This window comes from Comamonas aquatilis (assembly GCF_965139575.1).
Taxonomy (GTDB): domain Bacteria; phylum Pseudomonadota; class Gammaproteobacteria; order Burkholderiales; family Burkholderiaceae_C; genus Comamonas; species Comamonas aquatilis.
Genome location: NZ_CBCSIW010000038.1, coordinates 1 through 12,936, shown reverse-complemented (window position 1 = coordinate 12,936; position 12,936 = coordinate 1). Strand labels below are relative to the sequence as shown.

Sequence of the window (12,936 nt, the reverse complement as noted above, 5' to 3'; positions counted from 1 at the left end):
ATTCGAGCCGCAATCCTCAATCGGTTTACTGAACTGGGCTGCCCGCAGACGGTGGCTGTGGCGTAGCCACGTCTGGGGTTGGGGAAATCTGGCCTGGGGCTGATTTATGCAACAACGCCATGGCTGTTTGGAGCGGTGACCGGTCGATCGCGATGCAGCTACGAGCAGCGGCAATCGCTGCAAAGCCGAAGTTGGTACTTGGTGGCCTGCTTTAGGCTGGATGCTGTCTTTCAGCTCAAAACGGGCAATGACTGCTGTCAACGAAAGCCGTCATTGCACTGGTTCTTCATTGCAGGTCCGCTCTACCTCTCAAAGCCGTCATTGAAAGCAGGCTTAGGCCGAGTGACTGCTTTCATAGGCGTCGAAGTAGCACTGTCGACCAATTGCGGTCAATCAACCTGTCGCCGGCAACGTCTTCTGTGCAGCGTGTCCGATCCTTCGTCTGCCACGGTCGAACTCACGCTTTCTGGTAACAAGCAGTCATCGACTTGCTCGGCCCCAGATCGGTCGAGCGGCTGGTCTGAAGATCGCAGCAGGCGTTTGCGACGTTCTGACCCGTTGCTAGGGTACGCAGCCTTCTGATGACCGCTTCTATCGAAAATCGGCTCACGCTCCCGATCCGAAGCAGACAATTGGGATTCGGGTAAAAGAAGGCATTAGCTGTGGTCACAGAAACTCTACTCTGCCAAGAATCCGCTTAAAGCGAATGCTGCGGGCCATATCGACTTGTGGACGCGGACTATGAACCTCGTTATCGTCTAGAGCATGTAGCCTCAGGCGGACATGCTCGCCCCATTTAGGTGCCAAGTGAATTAGACCAAGAGATACAGCAATGATCACTGCGCGATGATTGGCTTTGATCATCAGCATTCAGGACACCGAACTGACAGCCAAGGCCAGGCTGACAGAGTTCCTCGATGTAAGAATTTTTTAAGGCATACACCATGGCCAGTAAAAACTCAATGTCGCACTATGGGGCAGCTGTTATCGGCCTGCATTGGCTGATGCTTTTGCTGCTAGCCGCTGTTTACGCCAGCATGGAGTTACGCGGGTTGGCCCCCAAAGGTAGTGATCTGCGCAATGCCTTGAAGCCCCTGCATTTTTTACTTGGATTGAGTGTGCTCGCGTTCGTTATTGCTCGGCTCGCTGTGCGCTGGAGAGCTGGTGCCGCACCCGACATTCATCCTCCTCTGCCACCTTGGCAAGACAGGTTAGCACGACTGATGCACTGGGCGCTTTACGCTTTCATGCTGGCAACACCTGTTCTAGGCTGGATGACGCTGAGTGCGGAAGGAAAACCCATTGTCTTGTTAGGCCTCCATGTGCCCTTGCTCATCGGCGCGAACGAAAGACTAGCCGACCAGTTGAAGGACGTGCACGAAGCCTTGGCCACTGCCGGTTACTTTCTTATAGGGCTGCATGCGGCGGCTGCGCTGTTCCATCACTACATCACCCACGACAACACGCTTGTGCGCATGCTTCCAAAGATGGCTCAAGACAGGAAGTCAACACGCAACAACAGCTGATGAAAACATTTCAATACCGGGCACACCCAGAACGTCATCGTACCGAGCACATCGGCTGGCTACGCGCCGCCGTTCTCGGTGCAAACGATGGCATTATTTCCACTGCCAGCTTGATCGTTGGCGTAGCGGCTGCTCATGCAAGCCACAGCAACATCTTGACAACGGCGGTGGCAGGCTTGGTGGCAGGATCCATGTCGATGGCGGCCGGAGAGTTCGTCTCTGTCTATGCCCAGGCCGACACAGAGACAGCAGACCTTGAACGCGAGCGAAACGAGCTAGCCTCTGACCATGAGGCTGAGCTACGAGAGCTGACAGCAATCTATGTGCGCCGTGGGCTCGAATACAAGCTGGCCAGCCAAGTTGCAGCGCAACTGATGACGCACGATGCACTGGGCGCGCATGCGCGAGATGAACTGGGTATATCCGATGCGTTCAGTGCGCGACCACTGCAAGCGGCGCTTGCTTCTGCCAGTAGCTTTGCTGGAGGGGGCGTTATGCCGCTTGCCGTTGTGATACTGGCCCCGCAGGCGGATTTGCTTGCGTGGACGATTTTGACCGCTATTGCGTTTCTTGCATTACTTGGCGCCATCGCTGCCAAGATTGGTGGTACACCAGTAATGCGGAGTGTCTGGCGCGTGACCTTTTGGGGTGCGCTCGCCATGGGCATTACTGCCGGTGCAGGAGCAGTGTTCAACGCGTCAGCGTAATTATCATTGCTTCAACTGGTTATATGCCTTTCGCTTTCACGCAAATCCGTGAAACCGTCCTGGGAGGTGATCAACACAAAGTGACCTTACTTGATCAGTACGACAGGTTGCTGAGCCGCAGCCAGCACACGCTGGGCAACTGATCCAATTAGCATATCTGCAATGGCGCTACGTCCTTTGGAGCCCAAGACAACCAAGTCAAATTTACCCGTCTTGGCGAACTTGACAATCTCTTGTGCGACGTGCCCTGTACGAATCACCGTGCAATGTTTAATTTCCGTCGCCTTGAGAAAGGTTAAGGCTTCATCAAGCTCCTTGGTGCTGCGCTCATGCAGGTAGGCTTTTACATCCTTTGAGCCTAGGAACGAGCTTGCGAGGCGAAGACCGGTGGTGTCGTGCACGCTGATGAGCGTAATTGAATGCTTGGCTGGGCGCAGTAATCCAATCAGTTTAGCGGCGTACTTGACTGACCGCATCGCGTACTTCGAGCCATCTGTCGCTACAAGGATTTTCATTTGTATGCTCCTTCGTGCGTACTGAGGCAGCAAAAGCTGGAGCTTTGACGCGATACTGACTATCTCATGCGTCTAGAACTATCGCAAGTCAGCCAAAGGTCATTCAGCCACCTCGTGGCACCAAGCGTGTGTCAGCGTTCAGCTGTCACCCGCCACACCACGTTGCCGACATCATCGGCCACCAGCAACGCCCCCTGTTTGTCGAGCGTCACGCCGACCGGTCGGCCATAGGCCTTGCCCTCGGGGCTGAGGAATCCGGTCAGGACATCCACCGGTCCTCCGACTGGCTTGCCGCCATCAAAGGGTACGAAAATTACTTTGTAACCACTATGGGGGCGGCGATTCCACGACCCATGCTGGCCAATGAACATGCCGTTGGCAAATGGCGCAGGTAACTGTGTACCCGCTGAGGAAGCCAGTCCCAGCGAGGCAGTGTGGGGTCCCAACGCATAGTCAGGCTCGATGGCCTGAGCAACCAGGTCGATGCGCTGCGGTTGCACACGCGCATCGATATGCTGGCCAAAGTAGCTATACGGCCAGCCGTAAAACCCGCCATCTCGCACCGAGGTCATATAGTCGGGAACCAGGTCGCTACCGATCTCGTCACGCTCATTCACCGCAGTCCACAATGCTCCGCTGGAAGGCTCCCATGCAAGACCCACCGGGTTGCGCAGTCCGGAGGCAAAAATGCGGTGAGAGCCACTTTGGATGTCAACTTCCCAGATCGCCGCACGCTGCACCTCAACCTCCATACCGCGTTCGGCCACGTTGCTGTTAGAGCCAACCGTCACGTAGAGCGTTTTGCCGTCCGGGGCCGCAATCAGGTTTTTGGTCCAGTGGTGGTTGATGGGGCCGGCCGGCAGTTTCACCACCTCAGTGCCGGGTGCCGTGATACGTGTGTCGCCCGTGGCATAGGGGAATCGGAGCACCGCATCCGAGTTAGCTACATAGAGATCGTTGCCTACTAATGCCATGCCGAAAGGTGAATTCAAACCTTCCAGCAGCACCGAACGCATATCCGCGACTCCGTTGCCATGGATGTCGCGCAGCAATGTAATGCGATTGGCACTCGGGACACCTGCGCCCGCATGTTTCATAAACAGCCTCATCACCCAGCCCTTGAAGCCTGTCGCGTCGTCTTGCTTGGGTGGGGCATTGGTCTCTGCTACCAACACGTCACCGTTTGGTAGCACGTAAAGCCAGCGTGGATGGTCAAGGCCGCGAGCAAATGCAGCCACACGCGTACTAGGTGCACCCTGTGGCATCGCATCTTTAGGCCAGCCGACGGCGGGTGCAATGTGTACGGTTGGAATCAGAGTATGTTGCGGCGCGGGCAACGTGGGCATGGGCCCCATGCCTGCTAACACGGGTTGCCTGGCCATATCGCCGCAGGCGGCGAGTGCCAGCATAGTGACAACTAGCATCACGGCTGCTACGTGGCCTGTCAAATCAACTAAATGGCATCCGCATACCGGCGTCAGCGCACCGACAGCAGCTTCTCTTCGGGGAATACCTACATCGGCGACCATCGGTGCGCCAGCATCTGTCGTGTTAAGAGAATCGGTTGTAATCATTGGACGGCCCTTTCGCATATGGACGTATCCAGAAAAGAGAATGGGATCGAACACACTCTATTCGACATCTGCAACTTGGACTAGCGTGTGATACGCCCATGCTTGGCTCGTACGTCTTGCGAACCAATGCCGCCTTCTCAGCGGCCGACCAGCGTCGCCTGTGCTGGTCTCGAGTAATGATCTCTATCGTCTCTGTATGTCTAGTCATACGCACAGCCCTATGCCTATCTGGAAGATAAGCGATAGAGCGTGTCCGGAGATTCCGATGGCTATCTCAAATATTTGCAGGTATTAACAGCAGGCAGATTCAATTTAATATGTCGCTCACTCACCAAAAAAAGCCACCTGCTGCGAATCTCAATTTATTTCATGCAGAAAGACTCTGCGGAGAGCGAACTAACAAAACGGGAATCGGTGAATGTCGAAGAATGCTTTCCGCGCTACTACCTAGAACGACACGTCCGAATCCACGCCTTCCGTGTGTACCCAGGACGATCAAATCAGCTCGCCACCCCTGAGCTTCGGCGAGAACAAGCTCATATACGGCACCTTTAAATTCCTCTTTTAATTTTGTGTCGACCATAACACCAGCTTTAAGTGCCACATCAGCTGCTTCCTGAAGAATGCGTGCACCGTCCATACGCAGTTCATTTAACCAGTCTCCAGCGTGACCTGAATACGCATCCATCGCAAGGGCGAGAGAAAGATCGTCAATAACATGAATCAATCGTAATCTTCCCCCCGTCGACTTTGCGAGCCGAACTGACTCTTCCAGTCCCAATTTAGATGTGTCGCTTCCATCAATAGGAACCAGAATTTTCTGATACATAGGATCTCCTTTTTGAAGCCAATGGATGCTTATGGCAGCATTCGTTAGTGCACACTAAGCTTTCTGCATATGGCACCCACCAAAGTCTCTATCACTTCTCTAGTGCATATGAGCAGCTCTACAGATACCATTGAGTGCTCCTGCCGAGAGCCGTTCAGAAGAAAAATACTTGTAGGTAGCCGAGAGGTAACATTTACGCGCAAATCCCATGAGCGATAAACCGTGACCTAACATTGCTTTCAAAATTTATAGGTTGCGCCCTCTTGAGGCACAATAACGTCACACTGCTCCCAAGCTTGCTGCTGACGCAGAAGCACCGCTAAGGCCTGGGATGCAGGATTCTCTCCATGAACGACAAAAACCTTGCGAGGATGGCGCTTGAAAGCATGTGCCCAGTCGATAAGCGCTTTCTGATCGGCATGTGCCGAAAATGCGCCAAGGGTATGTATAGAAGCCTGAACTTCGATATCGTCACCCAAAAGGCGAACATGCTTTTCACCATCGACTAAGCGTCTACCCAGCGTTCCCTCAGCCTGGAACCCTGCAATAACTACAGCGCAATCTCGGCGTCCCAGATTTTCGTGCAGATGGCGGATCACCCGGCCCGCGTCGCACATGCCGCTAGCAGAGATGATCACCGCACCAGATCTAATTAGAAGAAGCTCTATGGAGTCCTTAACATCACTTACGAAGTGAAGGCGAAACTGCAGCCGCAACTGTTTGGCTTGCGAGAGCAGTTCGCGTGCATCGTCATCAAACAGCGCGAAATGTTTGAGGGTGATTTCTGTGGCAGCAACTGCCATGGGAGAATCTATATATACATCTAAAGGACCTAGCCTACCCTGCGTTGAAAGAAGTAGAAGGTGATAGAGCAGTTCTTGCGTGCGGCCAACAGCAAACGCTGGAATAACAACATTGCCTTTGACTAAAGTGTTTTTGATCACCCCAACCAGTTCATCAAGCGTGGAAGGCATGTCTTTGTGCATGCGATCTCCGTATGTGGACTCTATAAGCAGCACATCGGCCTCTTCAATGAAGGTGGGGTCACGCAGGATGACGCGTCCTGGCTGGCCCAGATCACCGCTGGCTACGAGCTTGCATATTTTCCTCAACGAGTCCGTTAACCAAATTTCAATAATTGCTGAACCCAGGATATGTCCTGCATCGCGAAAGCAAGCCTTTATAGAAGCATGCGGAGAAAATTCAATATCGTAGGAGATGGTCCGTAACTGGCGCATGCATTGGTTTACATCGCGCAGCGTATAAAGCGGCGGGTGCACTTCGCGACGATGCACCTGGCTCTTACCTTTGGCCGCCCGTTTTTCGTTGCGCTCAGATTCCATCTCTTGGATGTGCGCACTGTCTTTTAACAAGACGTCCAGAAGATCAAAGGTGGCTGGAGTCGTAAATATCGGCCCGACAAAGCCCTGCATGCTCAGCCGAGGTAGCAGGCCACTGTGGTCTATGTGCGCATGTGTGAGCAACACGAAGTCGATTAGCTTGGGGTCAAATGCAAATGGCTTGTAATTGCGCTCCTTGGCCATGCGACTGCCTTGAACCATGCCGCAATCCACGAGGAAGCGGCAGCCTTCGGCTTCTATAAGAAAACAGGATCCTGTCACTTGTTGCGCTGCGCCATGAAAGGTAATTTGCATAGACTAAAGCCAATGGAAGTTTCAGGAATTAATGATGGCGCCAAGGCAGATCACAACATGTAACTTGTAGTCGATCCAGCGTGGATCAAACGAAAAATGCTTTAAATCCGTCTTGATCCATCCTTTTATCTTCGGTCTTGCTCATGCGTATCTCAAGTTGACTGGGGTGATTGCATTGCACACGATCGATAGATCAATTCTTAATGGCAACTTTTAGCACTCCATCGCGTTGATGACTAAAGAGGTCGTATGCAGCAACGATGTCTTCCAGCTTGTACTTATGGGTGACTAGCGGGCTGAGATCAATGCGGCCACTTTCAATCAAGGACATAAGACGACGCATGCGCTCTTTGCCACCTGGGCACAAGGCTGTATTGATACGGTGGTCACCCAGTCCAGCCCCAAAAGCATTCAATGGAATCTTTAAATCTTCCGAGTAAACACCTAAGCTCGATACAGTGCCTCCTGGGCGGATGCATCTCAATGCGCTTTCGAATGTGCCTTGTGTGCCAAGTGCTTCAATTGCGCTGTCAGCCCCTTTGCCACCCGTAATTTTTAGCACCTCAGCGACTACATCCTGAGTTTTGAAGTTCAAAGTTACATTGGCACCAAGCTTTTTAGCTACAGCAAGTCGATCTTCATTGCCATCCACACCGATGATGATGCTTGCCCCACGGAGCTTGGCGCCAGCAGTGGCACACAAGCCAATTGGCCCTTGCGCGAACACGACAACGACATCACCTATCTTGATGTTCGCATTCTCCGCACCGGCGAATCCGGTAGACATGATGTCCGGGCACATCAGGACTTGTTCATCGGTCAATCCATCTGGGACCGGTGCCAAGTTACCCTGAGCATCAGGTACAAGAATGTACTCAGCCTGTGCCCCGTCGATTAGGTTACCAAAGCGCCATCCGGCAGTTAGCTTGTATCCATGGCACCCGCAGCGCCCACTGGCTGCCAGATAGCTACCATCCTGCGAGGACGCACCGTCCTGGGCTGCGTAGCTATTGAAGTTAGGGCAAATGGCGCCCGCAATCACACGCTGTCCTTCTTTGTAACCCTGAACAGCATTGCCAAGCTTAACGATGATGCCAACGGGCTCATGCCCAATCGTCAACCCCTTGGCGACAGGGTATTCACCTTTGAGAATGTGAATGTCGGTCCCGCAGATCGTCGTTGTTGTGATCTTGATCAGAGCATCATTAGGGCCCACATCTGGAATCGGTTTTTCCACAACGTCAATGCGACCTGGCTCTACAAAAACAGCCGCTTTCATCATCTGAGTCATGACGCCTCCTTGCAAAAGGTTCAGGCCAGAAATCTGCAGTGCGCAGATTCGCATTCTGTGCCTTATTGCCCTGCAAGACTCTAACGAATGACATCTATTACGTAATGAATCAGATGTAGGCATCGATAGCAGATGGGCAGTCCACGTCAGCCCAGCCATAGCAGTGACAGGCCTGCTCCCGTCACCATTGAGGCTAGTCCCAAGCTGATTCGTGCCCCATATTTGATTCCCCCAATGGAGAACGCCAGTACCGATTTGGCCATTGCGCTGGAAGCAAGAATTACAACCACCCCCCATTGAGCGGTTGACAATGGCAAACTACCCGAGGCAAAAAGCTGCCCTAAACTAGCAGCAGCGGCATGCAGCTCGGCTAAAGCGGCGAATGCCGCTGCGACCAGAACACCAGTGTTACCAAAGACATGCTGTAGCCAAGCGGCTAGAAATAACATCAGCGCGATGATGCCCGCAATCAGCAATGCACTTGAAAGCTTAAATACCCGTTCCGATTCAAATTCCGTTTTTGGGGCTGTTTTTTGTCGATTCAACAATCCTGAGGCTGCAGCCAGCACAAGGCAAAGTGCCGCAATGAGTAGAGGAATCGCCATAGAAAGCATCAGAGCTATGGATGTTGTCGAGAGAATTGCTATGAATAAACATAGTGAGGCCAACTGAGCCAACATGGCGCAGCCAAATGCTTGCGCCAGCTGATGTTCGTCTGACTTGGCTAGGTGACCAAGGCTCGCTATAGCAGCGGTAGATGACACAAATCCAGAAAAAAATCCGGTAACGGGCAACCCCCAGTGCGGGCCGAGCACTCTAGTAAGTATGTGGCCAAGCATACCTATGGTCATGAACAGCACAACAACTTTCCAAAGGGCGGCGAGGCTCAATACGCCCCATGGATCCACAGGCGCTTGTGGCAGAAGTGGCATCACGATCAACGCTGCGGCGCCTAGCAAAAGGCCATTCCTCAACTCATTCTCTCTTAGCAACTCACGACTCCAGCGCTGTATGGGGCCTTTGGAATACACAAGCAAAGCGCAAAGGATGCCCAGAGCTGCAGTCAAGGTGGCACTCTTATGCGATATCCCTCCCAGGGTTACCGAGAAAAGTAGGGTCACTTCACTTGTCAAACCTGGGTCTTTGGGGGCTGACTGCCAGTAGGCCGCGACGGTCAGTGCACCGACTAGCAGCAGCACCACAACAAAAGGCGGCACACCTAACGACCAAGCCGTGCAGCCAAGCAGCGCTGCTATGGCATGTGTACGAGTTCCAGCCATGCTTTCTCGTTCACTTTCGCGACGCTCGCTCACGACACCAATAAGCAGACCACAGCCTAACGAGACTACCCAAGGATCGACACCGGCCCAACTCAGCTGCATAAGTCTCAATTCCTCGATCTGAGTCAGGCTCTCAAATTCGATAGGACCTCCGCCCCAAGCTACTACTAATCAGCAGAGTCGAGCATGAGAAGCTGGAGGCTACCTATAGTGCCTACCTGATGACGCATTGCTGAACTGGTCAGGCCTCAGCGAAGGGCCTCCATCCAGTCTGGCATTAGCGACGATGAGCACATGGTGCTATGCATGTGCCAACTTCGTCAATCAAGTCTTGAGCTATTTTTAATCATGCTTAAATACCCAAATTATTTCAGGCGAACTTGCTCCAGATCTCGGGCGAATAACTGGTGTCTGGCGAAGAATCCAAACCAGCTAATTACCGATATGAGTGGCGCGAAAATTCGAGGAGGCTTCAGGTCGTCACCACCAGTTCACAGCTGACGAGAGTTGCCGTTCAGATTGTCTGGCACGCTGCGATCCAGCAAGTTTCCGGATTGAGACGTACAGCGGACGTCTGGCCAGATAGCGGGTCAACGTCTGGTATCAGCGGCAGCGGTCACAGGCTTGCCAAAGCTCAGGGGTCGCAGCCAGCCTAGACCTGCCGTTAACGGCTACCTACTGGACGACAGCTTCTGGCCGATTGCAGACAGCCCACCTAGACAGGGGCTGTATCAAACATGGCCTCCAGCCAGTCTCAGTAACGATTGCGCCTCAGCCTGGCCACTTGCCAGCCACTGGTCAATGTCCTGCTCTTCTATTGGGATGACGCTGCGCTTGTCTTGCTGGTCTTATTGCCATGGCAGGCTCTCAAAAGAAAAGCCACCAGAAGGTGGCTTCGCATCAAATGACGCCAACAAATCCCTTTGGCGCGTGCTTCAAGGTATCAACCCCGAAAACTTCTTCATTCAGCTTTTTTCCGTCGAACCAAACGCACTTTGCGGAATTCTCAGAATGCATTGGCGAATAATCGCCCAAATCCTTGACAGTCATATCGGGACCGCCGCTCTTCAGCTTTACGACATCGCCAACTTTGATATCACTCATCGAAACCTCCCTTGAGCCAACATCGGCTCAAAGGAAGCTCCGGGCGCACGCGCGAATTACAACCACACGAAAACCCTAGTTCATGGGCGCAACCACTTCAGGTGCCCGCCCTTCCATCACCAGCATCCCCTGTCCAGCCCAGATGGGATAAACCGGATGCGGCGCGTGAGCACCTCACCTTGTGGCATCAGGCGAGGCGGATTGAACGCCACCTTCACCCAGCCGTTCTTGGTGTCCAGTCGACAATGCGCTCTAGGCGCTCTCCGGATTCAACTTCATAGACTGTCGCGCCTCGGGCATTCTGGTTGGTATAGAGCAAGATCACCTGCTAATACGTTGGGCGCACTTCTTACAGAAAGGACCGCACCGGTACACTCACCCAAAGGAGGTTCCGATGGCTAGATACAAACGCGAGGAGCAAAGCTTCGAAGCATGGTTCTTTGGTTTCCTTGTCACTTGTGCAGTGATGTTTGGCGCATATAAATACATCACTCATGTCACCCAAAGCATGGGGCAGGACATCATCCAGAAAAGCAATGCAGCATCGCAGCGCATCCTTGAACAGCAACGCCAAAAGCAGCAAGCCATTTCAGATCAACACGAGCAAGAGTCCAAGCGAGCAGCTCAAGCCGTGCAGGCCGCAGGGGCTAGAAGTCAATATGAGGCCCGAAAGTCTGCTGCCTGGACCGCTTACTTCAAGCCGTCTAGAAAGTGTGCCTCCGACCCAATCACTGTTGAGTGCGGAAACGAATACATGCGCGCCAAGAGCCGCTTCGAAGAAACCTACAAAGACACCCAGTAAGTGCCACAGCACGAGGCGCGCACTCCATACGACAGCGTGAGCTTTGCCGGATGCACCTGGTGTCCAGCACTGGCAGCGATGACTTCAGATTTTGGAGTTCGGTCATGGATTCGCAACGCCTTCAGCCATTGCTGAAATGGCAACCCAGCAGCGCATCAGAGGGTTAACACCTATTAATCTCTTGTGTACAAAGATCAGACTGGAATCACTCACAAGAAGCTCCATCCAGAGAGAGATCAAGACTGAAGCTCACTTACGCCCTCATCTATTGGCAAGTTTCAGTGAGTGAAGGGCCTACCTAGTAGGCCCTTTCTGTTTTCAGGCGAAGCATAGGTGCCGCCCCGAGTGATCCGCTCCTACTGCAATGCGCGTGATCGTCGGGCGTGCTCGATGGCGACGAACTGGGAATAAAAAAGCCGCTAAGGCGAACCAGGGCGGTAGATGCCTGCTTTCGGCCATTAGCCGACATTGGCACTTCACCCCCCAGCCTGGAGAGCTGTGTAAGTAGAGATGCCAATGTGTGGAATCAAGAGTTTTTGACGCGATCCAAATAATGATCACGGTGGTACTTCAAATATTCTTGTGCAACCTGATGCCCGCTCTTTACGAACAGTACGCCATCAATGCCAATCAGGGTTAAGTCATCTTGGATAGAGAAGGCGCCCAGATCGAACATCACATGATGATTGGGGCACAAACAAAGAATATTGTTTGGAGTATCTGGCCCATCATGCGGCGCTCCAAGCGGTCTTATATGTGCGGCTTCGGCGTATGAACCTGACGCTGTCGTGATCCGGAGATTACAAACCTGACATTGATAGTCATAGTGCTTCTTCAGCTCTTTTGAGCGCTTCGTATCTCGCACAATCCTTTGCACCGTAGTCGACTTGCGCTCCGGAGCTTGATTACCACCTGTTAAAGGCGCAGGAGAGGAACTGCTGTCATAAAGTTCGACTGTGGCTTCGAGCTTCTCCAAGCGATAACGCCATACCGTGAATCCACTTTTGCCAACCTCGTGCCAATGACTTTCGACACGATACAAGCCGTCGTACCTGTAACCTTCATCTGGAGCAAACGAGTTTTTTGGATCTTTTCCTCGAATAACACGGACGGGTAAACCTTCTTTTTGATTGATGGCGAGAGCCAAATTACCACGAATAAATTCTTGGTCGCGTACATGCTTACCGGCATCATTCCTCCCACCTTGGCCCGTATAAACAATCACATTACCCATATCTTGATCATCTTCGTAACCTCCGGAGATAACGATTGAATCGGCACCAAATTTACCAGAACCAGATATTCCACCCATGGTTGAACGATGAACTCCAACATCATTCATTTCTTTGTAAAGTTTAAAGGTCGCACCGACCGGAATCCCCGGTACATGCCCGAAATTTAATTGGAATTTCATATTTCTTGTTGGCAAAGTTTCTTGATGAAATCTGGCCGCGCACTCCCACGGATTTTGACTCCAAATCAGATTGGCAACATCCACTAGTTTTGTTAATTTCCACGCAAATCTGACCCGCAGGAGGTGCGGATAAAAACTTGGACTGGTTTTATGCGGCTAGGCCAAGCTTGTGCCGGTATTCCACAGGACTTAAACGTCCCAGAGATACTTTGATACGTTTTTCGTTGTACCAACGAATA

The 12,936-nt window shown here is 52.5% G+C and carries 12 protein-coding genes; 3 read left to right on the top strand and 9 right to left on the bottom strand.

What is annotated here, in order from left to right:
* Window positions 1–944 precede the first annotated feature (944 nt).
* Complete coding sequence (locus tag ACNAZA_RS22185) at window positions 945–1,526, top strand: cytochrome b (protein ID WP_415798660.1); 582 nt, start codon at window positions 945–947, stop codon at window positions 1,524–1,526.
* Window positions 1,526–2,233: a VIT1/CCC1 transporter family protein gene (locus tag ACNAZA_RS22180; protein ID WP_302089514.1), complete on the top strand. Its 708-nt coding sequence runs from the start codon at window positions 1,526–1,528 to the stop codon at window positions 2,231–2,233. Before ACNAZA_RS22185 ends, ACNAZA_RS22180 begins: the two co-directional genes overlap by 1 nt.
* Before the next feature lie 86 nt (window positions 2,234–2,319).
* Here the strand turns inward: ACNAZA_RS22180 and ACNAZA_RS22175 are convergent, their stop codons facing one another.
* From ACNAZA_RS22175 to ACNAZA_RS22145, 7 genes are all read right to left on the bottom strand, one after another.
* Complete coding sequence (locus ACNAZA_RS22175; protein WP_415798659.1) at window positions 2,320–2,748, bottom strand: universal stress protein; 429 nt, start codon at window positions 2,746–2,748, stop codon at window positions 2,320–2,322.
* 131 nt (window positions 2,749–2,879) lie between these two features.
* Window positions 2,880–4,172, bottom strand: a complete 1,293-nt coding sequence (locus ACNAZA_RS22170) for a PQQ-dependent sugar dehydrogenase (RefSeq protein WP_415798661.1) — start codon at window positions 4,170–4,172, stop codon at window positions 2,880–2,882.
* Between the two features lie 517 nt (window positions 4,173–4,689).
* Window positions 4,690–5,151 (bottom strand): universal stress protein, encoded by a 462-nt coding sequence (locus ACNAZA_RS22165; protein WP_415798658.1) that lies wholly within the window; start codon window positions 5,149–5,151, stop codon window positions 4,690–4,692.
* 239 nt (window positions 5,152–5,390) lie between these two features.
* A complete protein-coding gene (locus ACNAZA_RS22160) occupies window positions 5,391–6,806 on the bottom strand; it encodes an MBL fold metallo-hydrolase RNA specificity domain-containing protein (protein WP_415798657.1) in 1,416 nt (471 codons plus the stop codon).
* 193 nt (window positions 6,807–6,999) lie between these two features.
* A complete protein-coding gene (locus tag ACNAZA_RS22155; RefSeq protein ID WP_415798656.1) occupies window positions 7,000–8,097 on the bottom strand; it encodes an NAD(P)-dependent alcohol dehydrogenase in 1,098 nt (365 codons plus the stop codon).
* A gap of 146 nt (window positions 8,098–8,243) precedes the next feature.
* Window positions 8,244–9,479 (bottom strand): MgtC/SapB family protein, encoded by a 1,236-nt coding sequence (locus ACNAZA_RS22150; protein ID WP_415798655.1) that lies wholly within the window; start codon window positions 9,477–9,479, stop codon window positions 8,244–8,246.
* A 798-nt stretch (window positions 9,480–10,277) separates the two neighbouring features.
* On the bottom strand, window positions 10,278–10,481 hold the full coding sequence (locus ACNAZA_RS22145; protein ID WP_415798654.1) for a YodC family protein: 204 nt from the start codon (window positions 10,479–10,481) through the stop codon (window positions 10,278–10,280).
* Between the two features lie 394 nt (window positions 10,482–10,875).
* Between ACNAZA_RS22145 and ACNAZA_RS22140 the strand changes: the two genes are divergently transcribed.
* A complete protein-coding gene (locus tag ACNAZA_RS22140; RefSeq protein WP_415798653.1) occupies window positions 10,876–11,283 on the top strand; it encodes a hypothetical protein in 408 nt (135 codons plus the stop codon).
* Window positions 11,284–11,809: 526 nt separating this feature from the next.
* Here ACNAZA_RS22140 and ACNAZA_RS22135 read toward each other — a convergent pair.
* Window positions 11,810–12,781, bottom strand: a complete 972-nt coding sequence (locus ACNAZA_RS22135) for a YDG/SRA domain-containing protein (RefSeq protein WP_415798652.1) — start codon at window positions 12,779–12,781, stop codon at window positions 11,810–11,812.
* A 64-nt stretch (window positions 12,782–12,845) separates the two neighbouring features.
* Window positions 12,846–12,936 (bottom strand): IS3 family transposase (locus tag ACNAZA_RS22130; protein ID WP_415797097.1); only part of this gene is annotated, 91 nt, incomplete at its 5' end.